Annotated in this window: 14 protein-coding genes; 9 read left to right on the forward strand and 5 right to left on the reverse strand. The window is 76.1% G+C overall.

Going from position 1 to position 18,342, the window contains the following annotated elements; translation table 11 throughout:
- Together ACFWIC_RS08430 and ACFWIC_RS08435 are read right to left on the reverse strand one after the other, a co-directional pair.
- The coding region (locus ACFWIC_RS08430) for a type 2 lanthipeptide synthetase LanM family protein (protein WP_380516978.1) at window positions 1-1,811 on the reverse strand (1,811 nt) is incomplete at its 3' end.
- A 746-nt stretch (window positions 1,812-2,557) separates the two neighbouring features.
- Window positions 2,558-3,202 carry a class I SAM-dependent methyltransferase gene (locus ACFWIC_RS08435; protein WP_380516981.1) on the reverse strand — a complete coding sequence of 215 codons (645 nt, stop codon included), beginning with the start codon at window positions 3,200-3,202 and terminating at the stop codon, window positions 2,558-2,560.
- 247 nt (window positions 3,203-3,449) lie between these two features.
- On the opposite strand from ACFWIC_RS08435, the gene ACFWIC_RS08440 reads away from it, so the two are divergent.
- From ACFWIC_RS08440 to ACFWIC_RS08470, 7 genes are all read left to right on the forward strand, one after another.
- Window positions 3,450-4,343, forward strand: coding sequence for a sigma 54 modulation/S30EA ribosomal C-terminal domain-containing protein (locus tag ACFWIC_RS08440; protein ID WP_380516983.1), 894 nt, complete (start codon window positions 3,450-3,452; stop codon window positions 4,341-4,343).
- Window positions 4,344-4,393: 50 nt separating this feature from the next.
- Window positions 4,394-4,864, forward strand: coding sequence for a pyridoxamine 5'-phosphate oxidase family protein (locus ACFWIC_RS08445; protein WP_380517069.1), 471 nt, complete (start codon window positions 4,394-4,396; stop codon window positions 4,862-4,864).
- Between the two features lie 459 nt (window positions 4,865-5,323).
- On the forward strand, window positions 5,324-7,048 hold the full coding sequence (gene ctaD, locus ACFWIC_RS08450; protein WP_329948248.1) for a cytochrome c oxidase subunit I: 1,725 nt from the start codon (window positions 5,324-5,326) through the stop codon (window positions 7,046-7,048).
- A 213-nt stretch (window positions 7,049-7,261) separates the two neighbouring features.
- Entirely contained in the window at window positions 7,262-7,816 is a 555-nt protein-coding gene (locus tag ACFWIC_RS08455) for a hypothetical protein (protein WP_380357642.1), read from the forward strand.
- A 181-nt stretch (window positions 7,817-7,997) separates the two neighbouring features.
- Window positions 7,998-8,435, forward strand: a complete 438-nt coding sequence (locus ACFWIC_RS08460) for a nuclear transport factor 2 family protein (protein WP_329882417.1) — start codon at window positions 7,998-8,000, stop codon at window positions 8,433-8,435.
- A gap of 165 nt (window positions 8,436-8,600) precedes the next feature.
- Window positions 8,601-9,332, forward strand: a complete 732-nt coding sequence (locus ACFWIC_RS08465) for a response regulator transcription factor (RefSeq protein ID WP_329882416.1) — start codon at window positions 8,601-8,603, stop codon at window positions 9,330-9,332.
- Between the two features lie 259 nt (window positions 9,333-9,591).
- The gene (locus ACFWIC_RS08470) at window positions 9,592-10,020 is read left to right on the forward strand and encodes a pyridoxamine 5'-phosphate oxidase family protein (protein WP_380357646.1); all 429 of its coding nucleotides are present in this window, start codon (window positions 9,592-9,594) and stop codon (window positions 10,018-10,020) included.
- Window positions 10,021-10,126: 106 nt separating this feature from the next.
- Here ACFWIC_RS08470 and ACFWIC_RS08475 read toward each other — a convergent pair whose 3' ends face one another.
- The gene (locus ACFWIC_RS08475; protein WP_380517072.1) at window positions 10,127-11,824 is read right to left on the reverse strand and encodes a GAF domain-containing protein; all 1,698 of its coding nucleotides are present in this window, start codon (window positions 11,822-11,824) and stop codon (window positions 10,127-10,129) included.
- 614 nt (window positions 11,825-12,438) lie between these two features.
- On the opposite strand from ACFWIC_RS08475, the gene ACFWIC_RS08480 reads away from it, so the two are divergent.
- Both ACFWIC_RS08480 and ACFWIC_RS08485 read left to right on the forward strand, forming a co-directional pair.
- Window positions 12,439-13,359: a universal stress protein gene (locus ACFWIC_RS08480; RefSeq protein ID WP_329948202.1), complete on the forward strand. Its 921-nt coding sequence runs from the start codon at window positions 12,439-12,441 to the stop codon at window positions 13,357-13,359.
- Window positions 13,360-13,669: 310 nt separating this feature from the next.
- On the forward strand, window positions 13,670-14,722 hold the full coding sequence (locus ACFWIC_RS08485; RefSeq protein ID WP_380516988.1) for an Acg family FMN-binding oxidoreductase: 1,053 nt from the start codon (window positions 13,670-13,672) through the stop codon (window positions 14,720-14,722).
- A 251-nt stretch (window positions 14,723-14,973) separates the two neighbouring features.
- On the opposite strand, the gene ACFWIC_RS08490 is transcribed toward ACFWIC_RS08485, so the two are convergent.
- Window positions 14,974-15,519 (reverse strand): copper chaperone PCu(A)C, encoded by a 546-nt coding sequence (locus ACFWIC_RS08490; RefSeq protein WP_380516991.1) that lies wholly within the window; start codon window positions 15,517-15,519, stop codon window positions 14,974-14,976.
- Complete coding sequence (locus ACFWIC_RS08495) at window positions 15,516-17,888, reverse strand: heavy metal translocating P-type ATPase (protein ID WP_380516994.1); 2,373 nt, start codon at window positions 17,886-17,888, stop codon at window positions 15,516-15,518. Before ACFWIC_RS08495 ends, ACFWIC_RS08490 begins: the two co-directional genes overlap by 4 nt.
- Window positions 17,889-18,342 lie beyond the last annotated feature (454 nt).

Raw genomic sequence — 18,342 nt, forward strand, 5'->3', positions numbered from 1 at the left:
GTGTGTTTTTTCTTATTTCGCGTCGTGCGACTGCCCGTGGGTGGGGGGGGGGTGCGGGGCGCCGTGCGGGGGGAGGGCGCGCTGCGGCGCCCCCCCACGCCCCGGGCGGCGGTGAGGAGCTGCTCGGGCTCCGGCGCGGTGGCCCAGACGTTCTCGGGGACGGGCCGGCCCGGCCGGTGTGCGGGCGTCCCGGCGGCGCCGACCATGGCCGCGCGGATGATCCACTCCTGGTCCTTGCGGTCGACCCCGCCGAGCCCTGCGAGCTTGGACTCCGCCCGGGCCAGCCCCGCCTCGGCGAGTTCCCCGGGCAGCCGCCGGCCGCCGGAGGTCCACAGATCGCGGGCGCCGGGGCGGGCGGTGAAGAGCGGGACGTCACCGCTCCAGAGGTCGGCGATCTCGTGGTCGGCGAGTTCGGGCCGGCCGGGATCGTCGACCGCGTCGGTGCGCAGCAGCTCCAGGACGGCCTGGCGCGCGGCGGCGTCGCGCAGCACGTCCGGGTGGGTGGACTCGTCGAGCAGGCGTGCGTAGACCCGGGTGGCCCGGGGCACCACGCGGACCTCGTCCTCGGCGAACGAGCGCAGCAGGCCGCGCGGGCCGACGAGCCGGTCGCGCCCGGCGGCGAGTGCGGCGTACCCGGCGCGGAAGCCTTCGACCAGGGCCTCGGTGTGGCCGGCCGGGTCCACCGGCGCGCCGCCCAGGCGGGGGCGGTTGTGGGCCTCCCCGAACGGTCGCGGACGCCGGACCAGTCGCATCTCGTCGGTGCCGGCGCCGGCCCAGTCGACGCCCTCGACGGGGGAGGTGAGCCGGCCCGCACCGCCGCCACCGCCGATGCCGGAGACGTCCACCGCGCCGTCGTCGCCGACCAGCAACTGCGGCAGCAGGCCGACCCGGTGCACGGACTCCTGGAGGGCCAGGACCGCCGGGTCCTCTGCCGGGTCACGCCGGGCCGGCGGGTGGAACAGCGTCTCGACGTCCACCAGCACCGGGTGCTCCCCGCACGCGACGAGGTTCTCGAAGTGCAGGTCGGTGCCGTCCAGGACGTGCAGCAGCGCGAGCAGCGCGCCCTGCCGGCGGTAGAAGCGCTCGACCTCGAAGCCGGTCAGGCAGGGGCGTGCCTCGGCGTACTCGGTCCAGCCGTGGCCGCCGCGGTCGAGCAGGCCGAGCGCGCGCAGCCGGGGCACCCCGGGCTGCGCGGTGTACCAGGTGAGCAGGGCGTTGAAGTGCCGGTGCGCCGCGGGCGGCCGGGGCCGGTGGACGACGGCGCCGCCGTCGGCGAAGTGCAGCACGGCCACCGCACGCCCGCGCCGGTGCCGGTCGCCCGCGTCGGCGGCGACCGCGACCAGCGCGCCCGGGTCGCGTCCGCGCAGCAGGCCGGCGACCAGGGACGGACGGTCGCCGGCGAAGCGGTCCAGCAGCTCGGCGAACGCGTCGGCGGCGTCGAGGCAGGCGCGGGCGAGCAGCCGGGCCAGCACCGGGTACTCGCGCAGCAGCGCGGCCAGGCCCTCGCGGCGCGCCGTGAGCGCGAGGAACGAGCGGAACCGCTCGTGCGGGCTGCCGCCGGCCAGCCGCCCGCCCGCCCGTGCCACGTTGAGCTCCAGGACCAGCGTGCGGGCCGCGATCCGGGCGAGCCGTTCGGTCAGGCGGGCGGTGAACCCGGTGCGCAGGGCGGCCAGGTCGATCCGGCCCAGCTGCTCGGCGGCCCGCACGCCGGGGGAGAGGGCGGTCAGCAACCGGACCTGGGCGCGGTCGGCGAACGGCTGCAGGACGAGCGCGAAACCCGTCAGCCCCGGGTAGGCGGCGCGCGGCACCACCGGGCGGACGGGGGCGGCGGCGACGGCGGCCTCGGTGAAGGCGGCCCAGTCGGGGCGGGCGGCGGGGGCGGGCCGGCCCGGCGTCAGGCCGCGCTCCCACCAGGGGGGGCCGCCGGAACGGGCCGCCCGGAGGCGGGAGCGGTGGAGGCGGGAGGCCGGGCCGGGGTGCGCCGGGCCGGGGCTCGGCGCGGCGAGGTCCGGTGCGTCGGGAGGGGGCGCGGCGAGGTCCGGCGCGGCGGGAGGGGGCGCGGCGGGCGTCTCCCCGGGGACGTGCGGGGTTCCGGATGCGGATCCCGGCCCGGACGAGGCCGGGGCTCCGGTTCCGGCCGGCGCCCGGTCGGGACCGGCCGGTTCGTCCGGCGAGGGGGCATCACCGGGCACCGGAGAGTGCGGGAACGGTGCGGTCGAGGAGATCGCCGGTGCGACCGGGCCCTGAACCGGTCCGGCGCCTCCGTCGAGGCGCGTGCTGCGCACGGCGTTCACCTCTGCCACCACCGCACCTCCGATGCCGGGAGAGGGCTGCGCTGCCGTCGAAGGCGCCGCCCTCGGTGCCGATCCTGGCGTCGAGGCGGCCACCGGGGCATGGGGGGAGGGCCCCCATCTTTGTGGCGGTCGGCCCGCATGATCCGGGCCGACGGCCGGGGCCGGGGGAGGCGCCGAGTGCGGGGGCCGGTGCGCGGTCGGGTGCGCGGTCGGGTGCGGGGCCGCCGCGTGGCCGCCGCGTTTCCGGGTTCCGGGGGGCGGATCTACCGTCTGGCGAACAGGAGCCGAGTGGCGACCGCGGGGCGGCCGTTCATCGTGAGCACCGGGAGTTCGTGCTCGGCCACCGCGTCGAAGTCGCCGAACAGTTCGCCCAGCCACGCCCGGGTGTGGTGGCGGCAGACCGCGCCGTCGCCGGTCTCGAACACGCCGAACCGGCCGTACCGCGACTCGAACCGCCGGTAGCGCTCGCGGTTGCGTTCGTCCGGCTGGAGGCAGTAGTCGCTGACCTGGAGGAGCGCGCCCGGGCGCAGCACCCGGTGGAGTTCGGCGACGAGGGCGCGCTGGGCGTCGTCGCCCGGTACGCAGGTGAGGACGGCGAACAGGAAGGCCGCGTCGTAGGAGGCGTCCGGACGGTCGAGCCGGGGCGGGTCGGTCAGCACCTCGAACCGGGCGGCCGGTTGCTCGGCGCGTGCCCGGGCGACCGACTCCGCTGCGACGTCCACGCCTTCGACGTCGGTGAAGCCCAGGCCGGCGAGGTCGCCGGCGAGCCGGCCGTACCCGCAGCCGTAGTCCAGGAGGGCGGCACCCCGGTCGATCCGGGCGGTCCAGCCGGGGTGCAGCGGGTGGCCGAAGGTCTTCCCGGTGCCGGTGGAGTTCCAGTACGCGGACTGGTCGTCGGGGATCGACATGGCCCGATCATGCCACGGCCGGGGCGCGGTCCGGCATCCCGCGACGTCAGAGAGCGGGTGTGGCCCGGCTGTCCGGGGATTCCCGCACTCCCGGCGGTGGGGGCCGGACGGCGGGCGCCGATGGGGCCGTTCGGCCCTTGTGACGGCTGTGCGGTGGCGGGATGGTGATCGACGCGCCGGTGTGTGCGGGCCTGCCGGAGGCGGGTGGCGCGGCCTGACGAGAACGCGGAACGGGAAGAGGCCTGAGGTGGGCGAGTTGGTCACGGTGCGGGTGTGCGAAGGGATTTCGCGGGGTTTCGCGGTCGACGCCAGGGCCCGGATCGCAGCCGTGGTGAGCGGGGCGGACGCCCTGGTCGAGTCGCTGCGGGTCCGGGTCGGACCGGTAGGCCCGACCGGCGTCCTGGCCCAGGTCAACGCGGAGGTGGACGGCCGGCGGATCCGCGTCCAGGAGGTCGCCGTCGATCTGGGGGAGGCCCTGGACCGGCTGGCCGACGGCCTGCGCGGCCGGATGGCAGCCGTCGCCTCGGGGTGGGCGCCCCGGCCCTGGCCCCGCCGGGCCCGGAGCCGCGGGCCTGCCGCGGCCCCCTCGTCGGTCGAGGCGCCGCAGGCCGGGGTTCCGGAGGTCAGGGCCCAGCAGGTCAGGGCCTCGGAGGTCAGGGCCCAACAGGTCAGGGCCCAGCAGGTCAGGGCCTCGGAGGCCAGGGCCCGGCGCTGGGCGGATCCGCAGGCCGCCCGTACCGAACTCCCCTGCGCCGCCGGGCCGCAGGACATCGTCCGGCGCAAGCAGGCCCACCTCGTGTGGTGCTCGCCGGACGCCGCCGCCCGGACGATGGACGCGATGGACTTCGACATCCACCTCTTCACCGACCCGGCCACCGAGACCGACGCCGTGGTCTACCGGGTGGGTCCGACCGGCTACCGGCTGGCCCGTACGGCCGCGGCCGGTCCGCCCACCCGGCCGATCGCCCCGCTCACCCTCAGTCCGATCGGTGCACCGGAGTTGACGGAAAATCAGGCTGTCGAACGGCTGGCCGCCGCCGAGCTGCCGTACCTGTTCTTCGCCCAGCCGGGTTCGCGGCGCGGGCGGGTGCTCTACCGGCGCTTCGACGGCCGGCTCGGCCTGATCGCGGGCGCCTCGTGAACGACGAGTCCGTCCGTCGCCGCCTGCGCGCGCTGCGCCGGCCCGAGGGCCTGCCGCCGCCCGCCCGACCCCGTCCGGCCTCCGACGCCCCGCCGCGCGAGCTGGTCCCGCTCGAACGGGCCGAGTCCCTGCGGCTGTTGGGACGTGCGCCGTTCGGCCGGATCGTCTTCACCGTGTCCGCGCTACCGGCGATCCGCCCCGTGAACCACCTCCTGGTGGACGACGTCATCGTGATCCGGACCCACGACGGCGCCGCGCTGACCACGGTCGCCCAGGGCGGGGACGACGCCGGCGTGGTGGTCGCCTACGAGGCCGACGCGATCGACCCGTCGACCCGGCTCGGGTGGAGCGTGGTGGTGACCGGCTTCGCGCGGCCGGTCACCGATCCGTCCCTCCTGGCCCGCTACCGCGGGCTGTTGAGCCCGTGGGTGAACGCCTCGATGGACCACACGGTGGCCATCCGGCCCGACCTCGTGACCGGCTACCGGATCGCCGCGGTCGGCACCGCCGCCGCCTCCTGACGCTCCCGCGTCGGCCCCGGCGGCCGGGGGCGTGGCCACCGCGGACGTGAGCGGCCGAGGCCCGCGGGCGGCCTTCGCCGACGCTCCGCCGTCCCTCGGCCGACGGCCCCCGACTGCGCCGGCGCGACCGGGGAGAACGTCAACTCCCCGGCCGCGAACGGCGCTTCGTCGTCTCCGGGGGCCGGTGACGGTGGTCCCGGCCGGTGGTCCCGAACCGGGGCCCACCGGCCCCGGCCGCTGGGTCCAACGGCCCTGGGGCGCAAGGGTGTCGCGTTCCGATCATGGATCGCCACCCATCCGCAGTAGTTTCGAAGGAGTGCGTCCTTGAGCGCCATCGAGGCACGGGGCGACAACGCGCCGCCGCCGTCCGCCGCCCGCCCGGAAGGAGTCCGGGCCGCGCGGCCCGGTTCGGCCCTGGTCCGGCTGCTGACGACCACCGATCACAAGACGATCGGCACCATGTACCTGGTGTCCTCGTTCGGGTTCTTCCTGATCGGCGGCATCCTCGCCCTGGTCATGCGCGCCGAACTCGCCCGGCCGGGGACGCAGATCCTCTCCAACGAGCAGTTCAACCAGGCCTTCACCATGCACGGTTCGGTGATGCTGCTGCTCTTCGCGATGCCGCTGTTCACCGGCTTCGCCAACTGGATCATGCCGTTGCAGATCGGCGCACCCGACGTCGCCTTCCCCCGGCTGAACATGCTCGCCTTCTGGCTGTTCCTGTTCGGCTCGCTGATCGCCGCCGCCGGCTTCGCCACCCCGCAGGGGGCCGCGGACTTCGGCTGGTTCCTCTACGCGCCGCTCTCCGACGCGGTCCACTCGCCCGGCGTCGGCGCCGACATGTGGATCATGGGCGTCACGCTCTCCGGCTTCGGCTCCATCCTGGGCGCGGTCAACTTCATCACCACGATCATCTGCATGCGGGCCCCCGGCCTGACCATGTTCCGGATGTCCATCTTCTGCTGGAACGTGCTGCTGACCTCGGTCCTGGTGCTGCTGGTCTTCCCCGTGCTGGCCGCCGCGCTGCTCGCCCTGGAGTGCGACCGCAAGTTCGGCTCGCATGTCTTCGACCCCGCCAGCGGCGGGGCCATGCTCTGGCAGCACCTCTTCTGGTTCTTCGGCCATCCCGAGGTGTACATCCTGGCCCTGCCGTTCTTCGGCATCGTGTCGGAGATCATCCCGGTGTTCAGCCGCAAGCCGATGTTCGGCTACGCGGGTCTGATCGCCGCCACCGTGGCCATCGCGGGCCTCTCGGTCACCGTGTGGGCGCACCACATGTACGCCACCGGCCAAGTGCTGTTGCCGTTCTTCTCGTTCATGACGTTCCTGATCGCGGTGCCGACCGGCGTCAAGTTCTTCAACTGGGTCGGCACCATGTGGAAGGGCTCGCTGAGCTTCGAGACGCCCATGCTCTGGACGGTCGGCTTCCTGGTCACCTTCCTGTTCGGCGGCCTGACGGGCGTGCTGCTGGCCGCGCCGCCGATCGACTTCCACGTGACCGACTCGTACTTCGTCGTCGCCCACTTCCACTACACGCTGTTCGGCACCGTGGTCTACGCGATGATGGCCGGCTTCCACTTCTGGTGGCCCAAGATGACCGGGCGGATGCTCGACGAGCGGCTCGGGCGGATCTGCTTCTGGACGCTCACCATCGGGTTCCACTCCACCTTCCTCGTCCAGCACTGGCTCGGCGCGGAGGGCATGCCGCGCCGCTACGCCGACTACCTGGCCTCCGACGGCTTCACCGTGCTCAACACGGTGTCCACCCTCGGCTCCTTCCTGCTGGGCCTGTCGATCCTGCCGTTCCTCTACAACATCTGGAAGACCGCCAAGTACGGCGAGCGGGTGACCGCCGACGACCCGTGGGGCTACGGCCGCTCGCTGGAGTGGGCCACCTCCTGCCCGCCGCCCCGGCACAACTTCGTCACCCTGCCCCGGATCCGGTCCGAGTCCCCGGCCTTCGACCTGCACCACCCGGAGATCGCGGCCCGCGACTTCCTGGACCACAACGGCGAGCCCGCCAGGCACCTGGCAGGCGTCACCCCGGCGGCGTACGACGCCCCCGCACCGCGACGCGGCCGCGCGCTGGGGAGTTCCGCCGCCGGTTCCTCCGGGGCGTCCTCCGAGACGTCCCCCGGCGGGTCCCGTGCCGGGTCCTCCGGTGGGCCCGGCGCGGGCCGCTGACGGCCTGCCCCCTGAACGCCGCTCCCGCCCGCGTCGCTGCCCCCGGGCGGGCGGGAGCGGCCCTCCGTCCCGGGCCCTCCGTCCCGGGCCCTCCGTCCCGGGCCCTCCGTCCCGGGCCCTCCGTCCCGGGCCAGTCCACACGTCGTCCCCGTCTTCGTCCGACGCCTTCCCGAATCCACGTCGAGCCCCACCGGCTGAGGAGCGCACGGCACCATGTCCCACACCGTTCTCGCCATCGGCACGGCCGCGACCACCGCGTCCGGCTGCGTCTGGTACCTGCCCGCCATCGCCGACCTCCAGGCGGGCGACGACCGCCCCCGCTCGGCCCGCACCGCCGCTGCCGCCTGCGTGGTCTGGTGGGCCGGCCTTGCCCTGGGCGGCGTCCTGTTGCTGGCCGTCCCGGACTGGCAGCCCGCCGCCCGGATCACGCTGGCCGGCCTGGTCGCCGGCGTCCTCCTGAGGGTCCGCGCCCACCTGCAGAGCCGGTCCGAGCGGCGCGAGGACCGCCTCCGCTGGGCCCTGCTCGACCCGGACCCGGACCCGGACCCGGACTCCGGGGCCACGCGCTCCCCGCGCCCGGCGGCCCGCACGCTGCTCGGCTGGCTGCTGGTGGGACTGGCGGTCGCCTCGCTCGGCGCCGCCTCCGTCCTGCTGACCGGTGGCGGCCCCCTGGCTCCGCGCCTGGCCGCCGCGGCCGGAAGCGCCGGCGCCGTCTCCGCCGCTTTCCTTCTCATCGGCCTCGGCGACGTCCGTCGGCACCGCCGCTGAGGCACCGCCGTGAGGGCTCCGCCCCGCCGACGGCGACCGTGTTGCTCACCTGCCCGGTAGGGGTGGGGCGGAGGATCCAAGTCGACCTTTGAGCAGGGACTTTGAAAAGCAGTCAGGTCGACCCGTATCTTCGGGCGCGACACCGGGGGAACCGCCCCGGTGGCGTCGAAAGGGGTGTCCCATGACCACTGCCTCACCGCGCGAGGTCCTCCAGCGCTTCGTCGACTACATGGCCGACGGTCCCGACGAGGCGGCGGCGGACCTGTGCACGGAGGACGCCGCCTTCGAACTGCCCTACCTGATGCCGGGCGTGCCCGAGCAGAAGCCGGGGCGGGAGGCCTTCCGGGCCCACCTGCGGCACGGCGCCACGATGCAGAAGTCCGAGAGCGTGGACCCCGTGAGCATCCACGAGACCGCCGATCCCGAACTCGTCGTCGTCGAGTACCGCCTCCAGGGGCACGTCCTGGCCACCGGACGGAAGTTCGCCTTCGACATCGTGATGTTCGCCCGGGTCCGGGACGGACTGATCACCTGGTCGCGCACCTACTCCAACCCGCTCGACAGTGCGATAGCCTTCGGCGCCGCCGAGCGGCTGCTCACCGCGATCGCGGCCGGGTAGGGGCGCGCCGGGGCCGGGACCGGCGCTGTCCTCGGCACCGATCCCGGCGCCGGACCGTCCCGGGCCGATGGGGTCGTTCGACCCTGGCCGGGGGCGCGGCGCCGGGGCATGATGCGGTGGACCCGGCGTGTGGTGTGCCGGGCGTGGAGAGGGTGGAGCCGCGAGATGGCGAGCGAGACGGCCGGTACCGAGACGCCGGCACCGGTCAGGGTGTTCCTGCTGGACGACCACGAGGTGGTGCGCCGCGGCGTGCACGACCTGCTGGACTGCGAACCGGACCTGGAGGTGGTCGGCGAGGCGGCCACCGCCGAGCAGGCCCTCGTCCGCGTCCCGGCGCTGCGGCCCGACGTCGCCGTGCTGGACGTCCGCCTCGGCGACGGCGACGGTGTGGCCGTCTGCCGCGAACTGCGCTCCCGGATGCCCGACCTGGCGTGCCTGATGCTGACCTCCTTCGACGACGAGGAGGCGCTCCTCGACGCCGTGATGGCGGGCGCCGCCGGGTACGTGCTGAAGCAGATCAGCGGGACCGACCTGGTGGCCGCCGTCCGGACCGTCGCCTCCGGGCGTTCGATGCTCGACCCCGGCGCGGCGACCCGCCTGCTGAACCGCCTCCGCAGCGAGGCCGAGCCGGCCCAGCCGTCCACCGGAGGACCGGAGCTGACCGTCCGCGAGCAGGAGGTGCTGGCGCTGATCGGCGAGGGCCTGACCAACCGGCAGATCGGGGAGCGGCTCTACCTGGCGGAGAAGACGGTGAAGAACCACGTCTCCCGCCTCCTGGCCAAGCTCGGCGTGGAGCGGCGCGTCCAGGCCGCCCTGATCGCCACCGAGCTGCGCCAGGCCGCGGCCGCCCAGCCGACCTACCACCCGCGCATCCTCGGCGGCGGCCTGCGCGGCTGACCCGCGCCCTGAGCCCAGGCCCCAGGCCCCCGGCCCCCGGACATCGGTGGGAGCCGGGGGTGTCGGCGCTGCCGCGGTGCGGCCCTCCCTCCGTCCGGCAAGCCCGTCCGGGGCCGCCCCTCGCCGCGCCCGTACCGTCCGCCGCGCCCGGTCCGGGCGCCTTTCGACGCGGCCCCGCCGGCCGGGGGCGGTGGACGGGACCCCCGACGGGACCATCGGCCCTCGCCCCGCCGCTGCCCGGCGAGTGACCATCGCTCGCATGAACGTCGATCCTGAAGCCCCGGCCGTGGTGCCGGTCGAAGCGTCCGCAGGGCCGCCGGCGGGCGGTTCCCGGGACCTCGACGAGGCCCGGGCACTGGAACTGCTGGGCGGCACCGACGTGGGCCGGGTCGTCTACACGGTCCGTGCGCTGCCGGCGGTCCTCCCGGTGCGGTTCCGGTTGGACGCGGGCGGCGGCGTGCTGGTGTCGGCGGCGGCCGGATCCGAGCTGGCGCGGGCGGTGGACGGCGCGGTGATCGCCTTCGAGGCCGACGAGGTGGACGGCACCGACGGCACCGGTTGGTGCGTCACCGTCCTCGGCCGCGCGGAGGTCCGCCGACCGGCGAGGGGGCCGGGCGCGGCCCGGGTCGAGATCCGGATCGGTGCCGAACTGGTCGTCGGCCGGCACCTGACCGCCGACCTGTTGTGACCGCGGACCTGTTGTGACCGCGGACCGTCCCTGAGACCGGGCCTGAGCCCGGCCTGAGCGCGGCGGGTCCGCAGGCCCGCTGACCCTGCTCCCCCCGGGGCGCGGGCTACAGCCCCAGCGGGGCCTCCCAGCGCAGGACGGTCCCGCCGCCGTCCGCCGGGCGCAGCTCGAAGCTGCCGCCGACCCGCTCGGCACGTTCGGCGAGGTTGCGCAGGCCACTGCGCCGGCCCCCGGACGGTACGCCGACGCCGTCGTCGGTGACCGTGAGCGCGACCACGCCGCCGAGGGCGCGCAGGGAGACCTCGACCCGGCCGGCCCGGGCGTGCCGGGCGGCGTTGCTGAGGGCCTCTCCGAGGACGGCCATGACGTGTTCGGAGAGTTCCTGCGGCACGTCGGTGTCGAGTAGGCCCTCCATGCTGAGCCGCGGGGCGAAGCCGAGGGTGGCCTGGGCCTCGCCGACGGCCCGGGTGGCCCGGGCGCGCAGGCCCCGGTCGGGCTCGTTGTGGGCGCGCAGACCGAAGATCGTGGAACGGATGATCTTGATCGTCTCGTCCAGGTCGGCGACCGCCCGGCTGACCCGGTCGGCCGCGCTCGGGCTCTCGATCAGGCGGCCTGCGCTCTGCAGCGTCATGCCGGTGGCGAAGAGCCGCTGGATGGCCAGGTCATGGAGGTCGCGGGCGATCCGGTCGCGGTCCTCCAGCAGGGTCAACTGCTCCGCGTCGCGCCGCCGTTCGGCCAGCTCAAGGGCGAGCGCGGCCTGGTCGGCGAAGCCCAGGAGCGGGCCGGTCTCCTCGGCCGTGAACGGTGGCCGGCCGCTCTCCCTCGCGAGCAGCAGCACACCCCGTCCGAACCCCTCGCCGGTGCCCAGCGGCACCGCGACGGCCGGTCCGAGCCCGGTGAACCGTCCGGCCGGTCCGGCCGGGTACCGCCCGTCGTGCTCCAGCTCGTCGCTGGTGACGGGGGATCCGGACGCGTACGCGGCGCCGGAGAGCGTGCCGTCCACCGGCACGGTCACCCCGAGCCGCGCCTCCGGACGGCCGCCCAGGGCGACCTCGACGGTCAGCTCGGCCGCACGCTCGCCCGGTCCGGCGAGCGCCACCGAGACGTCGGCGAGCTCGGCGCCGGCGATCTCCCGGGCCCGGCGCGCGATCAGCTCGACCACCTCCAGCCGGGGGGCGCCGGAGAGGAGACTCCGGGTGATCTCGGCGCTCGCCCGCAGCCAGCGCTGCTGGCGCTGCGCCTCCTCGTACAGCCGGGCGTTGTCGATGGCCACCCCGGCGGCGACGGCGAGCGTCGAGATGACCGCCTCGTCGTCGGCGTCGAAGTCCAGGCCGCCGCGCTTGTCCGTGAGGTACAGGTTGCCGAACACCTCGCCCCGCACCCGCACCGGAACCCCGAGGAAGGTGTGCATCGGCGGATGGTTGGGCGGGAAGCCGACCGAGGCCGGGTGGTCCGAGAGCACCGGGCAGCGCAGCGGCTGCGGCTCACGGATCAGCTCGCCCAGGATGCCGTGCCCGGCCGGCAGCGGGCCGATCGCCTCGATCTCCTCCTCGGTGAGGCCGACCGTCAGGAACTGGGACAGCGTGTGCCCGTCCGCGCCGATGACGCCGAGCGCCGCGTACCGGGCGTCGACCAGGTCGGCGGCGGCCTCGACGATCCGGCGCAGGGCCTGCGAGAGGTCCAGCTCGCGGCCGACGGCGAGCACCGCCTCCAGCAGGCTGTGCACCCGGTCGCGGGTGCCGCGTGCCGCGTCGATCCGCCACTGGAGTTCCTCCAGGAGCTCGTCCAGGCGCAGCTGCGGGATCCGTGCGCCCGCGCCACGCGGGTGCGGCCGGTCGGCGGCCGGGGTGGCGCCGGTGACAGCCGTGGCGGCGAGGCCGGGATCGCCGGGAGTGTCGAGGATGTCGGGAGTGCCGACGGCGCCGGGAGGTGCGGGAGTGGCGGGCTCGGCGCGGCTCCCGGGGGCCGGGGTGGCCCGGGGGCAGGCCGCAGGGGGCGCTTCGTCGTGTCCGCCGGTGCCCGTCCGCGTACCTTCCGCGCCGTTCACCGGCGTCCTCCTCGTCGTTCTGTCCTGCCCGGGCCGGTTCCGCCCCGGTCGTCGGACCGGTCGGATCGTCGGATTCACGTTAGTGCCCAGGGCGGCCCGTGCGGCACCCCGGGGTGGTCATGGACGCGTCTTCGGTCCTGCCCAGGGACCTATGGCCCTGCGGCGCGGGCCCTGCGGCCCCTGGCCCGGCGCCCGGCCGCCCGACCAGGGTGGGAACCGGCGGACGGTGCGTCAGACCGCACCGCCCGGAAGCCGCCCGGCGCCCGGGCGGCCACCGTACGGCACCAGCGGCACGCAGTGGACCTGCGGCGGGACCGGCAGCGAACCCGGTGCGGACCCGCGGCGGGACAACGAGCGGAGAGGAACCTCCCATGACGCCCCCTGTTCTGGTCGGAGTCGACGGATCGCCCGAGAGCACCGCAGCCGCCCACTGGGCCGCCGAGGAGGCCCGGCGCCGCGGGGCCGCGCTGCGCCTGGTGCACGTCTGGCCGTGGCTCACCGACGGCCGTGCCGCGTTCGCCGACCCTGACGACCTGCCGGTCGCCGCCCAGCGGATGCTCGCGGGGACGGCGGAGGAGGTCCGCGAGGGTCACCCCGGCGTGGCCGTCCACACCGACGTGGTGCTCGACGCCGCGGTCGACGGGCTGGTGGCCGCCGCCGAGGACGCGGGTCTGCTCGTCGTCGGCTCGCGGGGCCTGGGAGGCTTCGCCGGATTGCTGGTCGGCTCGGTGAGCATGGCGGTCGCCGCCCGGTCGGCCGCGCCGGTGGTGGTCGTCCGCCCGGGACGTCCGGCCCGTCCGGCGGAGCCGCACCGTGACCGGGCGCAGGCCGCTTCGGAGACACGGCCCGAGGCGGTCCCCGAGACCGTTCCCGACGTGGTCGTCGGCGTGGACGCCGGTGCGCCCGGCGACGCCGTGCTGGCGTTCGCCTTCCAGGAGGCCGCGCTGCGCGGCGCCCGGCTCCGGGCGGTCCACGGCTGGGAACTCCCACCGGCGTTCGCGGTGGTCGGCTTCCTGCCGTCCGGTTCCGAGATGGCGCTGCTCCAGGCGGGGGAGGAGAAGGCGCTGGCCGCCGCTCTCTCGGCGCACCGGGAGCGGCACCCCGACACGGAGGTCGTCGAGCAGGCCAGGCTCGGCGCCGCCCGCACGCTGGTGGAGGAATCGGTCGGGGCCGGGCTGGTGGTGGTCGGGCGCCGACGCCGGCCGCACGACTTCGGCCCCCGGCTCGGACGGGTCGCGCACGCGGTGCTGCACCACGCCCACGCGCCGGTCGCGGTGGTCCCGCACGACTGACACGGTGAGGACGCGGGCGCGGCGCAGTGCGGCGCAGTGCGGCCGGTGGCCGTCGAGGCACGGCGGGTGTCCGCCGCCCCGCCGCCCGACGACCCGCCCCGAGGCCCCGCTGATCCACCCCGCCCCGGGCCGTAGGCGCAGCGCCGCCCTTCGCCCTCCGGACGCGGGCCGTTGGACCCTGCCGTCCGGCCGCCGGACGGGCGCAGGCTCGGAGTAGCAGCCGTCCCGCCCGCCACCGCCCCGCCCCGGCCGACCCGCCCGCGCGGGCGGCACGGCCGGGGCGTGGCGACGAGGCAAGGAGAGGATCACCATGACCGAGTCCACCCTCACCCCGGACGACCTGCGGCTGCTGGCCGTCGCCGGCGGCGCGGCCCCCTCGCTGCACAACAGCCAGCCGTGGCGGTTCCGCCCCACCCCTGACGGGTGCGGGATCGAGGTGCACGCAGACCTCGCCCGCGCCGTCCCGCTCGCCGACGCCGTCGGCTCCGCACTGCACGTCGCCGTTGGCGCGGCCCTGTTCAACCTGAGGGTGGCCGCCGTCCGGCTGGGCCGCGAGCCGGCGGTCCGGCTGCTCCCGGATCCGGTCGACCCCGGTCTGTCGGCCGTTCTCGACCTCGCGCTCCGCGCCGCTCCCGGATCCGCTTCCGTCGCCCCGCCGTTCGGCCGCGATCTCTACCCGGCGATCACCGAACGCCGCTCCAGCCGACGGCCGTTCACCAACCGGGACGTGCCCGAGGCGGTGCTCGCGGAGCTGATCGCCGCCGCCCGGGAGGAGGGTGTGGCACTCGCCGTGCTGGAGGAGGCCGGGGTGCGGCAGGTGCTGGCGCTCACCGCCGAGGCCGAGGACCGGATCGCCCACGACCCGGCCCGGCGTGCCGAGACCCGCTCCTGGCTCCGGCCGGAACCCGCGCCGGGCTCCGCGGACCGGGCCGTCGACGGGATCCCGTACGCCGCGCTGGGTCCGCAGGACCACGACGCCCGGGTGCCGATGCGTGACTTCGCCGGTCGGCCGCCGTACCGTGACGGACCGCCGCAGCCGTCCGAGCGGTTCGAGGCGCTGCCGCAGCTGTGCACGCTCACCACGCCGGGGGACGGTCCGGCGGACTGGCTGCGGGCCGGTCAGGCGTTGGAACGGGTCTGGCTGCTGGCCACCGTGCACGGCGTGCGGCTGACGGTCTGGCACCAGCCCGTCGAGTGGCCCGACCTCCGCTGGGGGCTGCGCGATCCGGCCGAGGGGCCCGGGCACGTCCAGCTGGTGGTGCGGATCGGCTACGGCCCGCCCGGGGTCGCCACACCGCGCCGGCCGCCGGAGGAGGTCCTCGACGCGTGGCCCGGCCCGGCGGCGGCGCCGACGACGGGGTGAGCGGTCCCCGGTGAGGAGCCTGCGGCGGCCCGCAGGGACCGGCCCGGCGAGCCGTCCGCCCACCCCGCCGAGCGACGGGTCGGGGGCCGCCCGGCCGCTCAGGTCGGTGGCCGGGCCGCCTCCCCTCGCTGCGGGCGGCCCGACCACCGGGCTTCTCCACCGGGCTTCTCCGCCGGGCTTCGCGACCGGACGGCGTCGGCCGCCGGTGGTCGCCCCCCACTCCTGCCGCCCGTCGCCTCCGCCGGCCGTCCTCAGCCGCTGCGGCGTCCGCCCGGCTTGACGACCTCCGCCTTCAGCCGCAGCTCGGGGCTGTGGCGGAAGGTGAGCGTGAACTCCACCCACTGGCCGACCGTGAGCGCCGGCGGATTCGTGATCATCAGGTCGGCGTCCTCCGGCGACATCACCAGCTCGCCGCGCTCCGGCACGGGCAGGGCCGTGACCGGCTCCCACCGGCCGGAGGCACCCTGGTGCAGATGGCGCTTCAGCGTCACCTTTCCACCGAACTCCCAGCTGGCACCGGTGAGTTCGTCCGGTATGTCGCCGGGGTTGCGGACCGTGAAGAAGGCGGCCGTGGCCGTCGCCCCGCCCGTCGTCGGCAACAGCAGCCAGCCCGGACCGGCCTCCACCGGCTGTGGCCGCCCGGCTCCGCCGACCGCCGTCCACCCGGAGAGCAGCGCCAGTGCCACCACCGCCGCCGCGACCGGCGGGCCGACCACCTTCAGCCGCTCGGGGACGCGCCCCGTCCGTGCGGAGGTCCTTCCCGGCCGTACCCCGCCCACCGCACCGCCGCCGCTCACCGCGCGCCCCCCGTGCCCGTGCCTGCGCCCGCCCGCGCCGAGCGTCGCGCCCGGTCCGGCCGCCGCCCGCCGCCGGGGGCGCCGCCGCCCCGTCCGTCCGAGGCGCCCCGGCCGGGCCGCCAGGTCCGCAGCCGCAGGCTGTTCCCCACGACGAGCAGCGAACTCAGCGACATCGCCACCGCCGCCAGCATCGGGTTCAGCAGCCCGACCGCCGCCAGCGGGATCAGCACCACGTTGTAGCCGAACGCCCACAGCAGGTTGACCCGGATCGTGCCCAGCGTGCGCCGGGCCAGCCGGACGGCGTCCACCACCGCCTCGATGTCCCCGCGCACCAGGGTCAGTCCGGCGGCGCCGATCGCCGCGTCGCTCCCCGAGGCCAGGGCCACCCCGAGGTCCGCCGAGGCCAGCGCGACCGCGTCGTTGACGCCGTCGCCGACGACCGCGGTCGTCCGTCCGGCGGCCTTCAACTCGGCCACCACCTCGGCCTTGCGCTCCGGCGAGGCCGAGAAGTGCACCCGCTCGATGCCCAGTTCGGTTGCCACCGCGTGCGCCGCGCCCGGCCCGTCACCGGTCAGCAGGACCGGTTCCAGACCCATCCGGCGCAGCCGGTGCAGCGCGCGCCAGCTGCCCGAACGCAGGGTGTCGCCGACCGCGAGGACGGCCACCGCCCGCCCGTCCAGCTCCACGACCACCGGCGTCCGGCCGGCCGCCGCAGCCTCCTCCAGCGCGGTCACCAGCCCGGCCGGCAGCGGTCCGACCGCGTCGTCCGGGCGGACCACCCGGACCTGCCGCCCCTCCACCGTGCCGGCCACCCCCACCCCGGCAGTGGCCCTGAACTCGGCCACCGCCGGGAGGGGTTCGGAGCCACACCGCTCGCGGGCCGCCCCCACGACGGCCCGGCCGATCGGGTGCTCCGAACGGTGCTCGACGGCTCCTGCGAGCCGGAGCACCTGGTCCTCGTCGACCCCCGCGTCCGGGGCCACGGCCACCGCCGCGAGCTCCATCCGGCCGGTGGTCAGTGTCCCCGTCTTGTCCAGCACCACGGTGTCGATCCGCCGCAGGCTCTCCAGCACCTCCGGGCCGCGCACCAGCACGCCCAGTTCGGCGCCCCGGCCGGTCGCCGCCAGCAGCGCGGTCGGCGTGGCCAGGCCCAGCGCGCACGGGCAGGCCACCACCAGGACGGCGACGGCCGCCGTCACCGCCGCCTGCGGGTCGGCCCCGGCACCCAGCCAGAAGCCCAGCACGCAGACCGCGACCGTCAGCACGCACGGCACGAACACCCCGGCCACCGTGTCCGCCAGCCGCTGCGCCCGGGCCTTCCCGGCCTGGGCGTCCGCCACCAGGGCGGTGATCCGGGCGAGTTGGGTGTCCGCACCGACCGCCGTCGCCCGCACCACCAGGGCGCCGCCGACGTTCACCGTGGCACCCGCCACCTGGTCGCCCGGACCGACCTCGACCGGCACCGACTCGCCGGTCAGCAGGCTCAGATCCAGGGCCGAGCTGCCCTCCACCACCACACCGTCGGTGGCCACCCGCTCGCCCGGCCGGACCACGAACTCCTGCCCGGGCAGCAGCTGTTCGATCGGCAGCAGCTGTTCCTCCCCGGTCTCCGGGTCGCGGACGCACACCTCCTTGGCGCCCAGCTCCGCCAGGGCCCGCAGCGCCGAACCGGTGCGCCGCCGCACCCGCCCCTCCAGCAGCCGCCCGGCGAGCACGAACAGCGGCACCCCGACGGCCGCCTCCAGGTAGACGTGCGCGGCGCCGCCGCCGTCCGCGGTCAGCGAGAACGGCATCCGCATGCCGATCTCGCCCGCCCCGCCGAACACCAGCGCGTACGCGGACCAGCCGAACGAGGCCACCACCCCGAGACTCACCAGGGTGTCCATGGTCGCCGCCGCGTGCCGCAGTCCCTGCCAGGCCCGCCGGTGGAAGCCGGCTGAACCCCAGCTCACCACCGGCACCGACAGCGCGAAGCAGACCCACTGCCAGGCGTCGAACTGCAGCGACGGAACCATCGACAGGACCACCACCGGCACGGCCAGCAGGGCCGTCACCAGCAGCCGCCACCGGTCCGCGGACTCGTCCTGGTCCGGGCCCGCCGCCGACAGCCCGTCCGGGGCCTGCTCGGCGGTGTAGCCGGCCCGTTCGACCGCCGCCACCAGTTCCTCGACGCCGACCCCGGCCGGGTGCAGCACCCGCGCCCGCCCGGTGGCCAGATTGACCCCGGCGGTCACGCCCTCGATCCGGGCGAGCCGCTTCTCCACCCGGCTGACACAGGCCGCGCAGGTCATCCCGCCGACCACCAGATCGGTGCTGACCGGCGGCGGGCCGGTCTCCCCGCTCCCGGGGCTCTCCACCACGGCCTTCATCGGCCCGCCCCCATGTCATGCCCCATCCCGGGTTTACCCCCGCCGCCCCCGCCGGGCGTCAGCCCGGGCGTCACGGGCCCGGCTCCGCGCCCTACCGCGAAGGCCACCACGAACACCACCACCAGCATCAGGGCGAACCCCACCAGCACACTCAACGGCCGGGCACCCGGCGACATCCCACTCACCCCCCACCAGTCGTCCCCCCACCCCGATCAGTTCCCGTACACCCCTGATTGACCCGGATCATCCCTCCGGAGAGGGTGGCGAGGGTGACGGGCACCTCTGCGCTGCCGGCCTCGCACCGACCGGGAAGCGCGGGCCGCCCACACCCGCCTCGCCTCCGTCCAGGCCCCGGGTGCCGGAAGTCCTCGGCTCGGACCCGGTGGTGGTCACGGCGCCAAAGGCGGCAGGGCCGACTCGGCGGGGGGCCCCCCCGGAGGGCCAGCGGGTGGGG

The sequence above is a fragment of the Kitasatospora sp. NPDC127035 genome, from assembly GCF_042726075.1.
Classification (GTDB): domain Bacteria; phylum Actinomycetota; class Actinomycetes; order Streptomycetales; family Streptomycetaceae; genus Kitasatospora.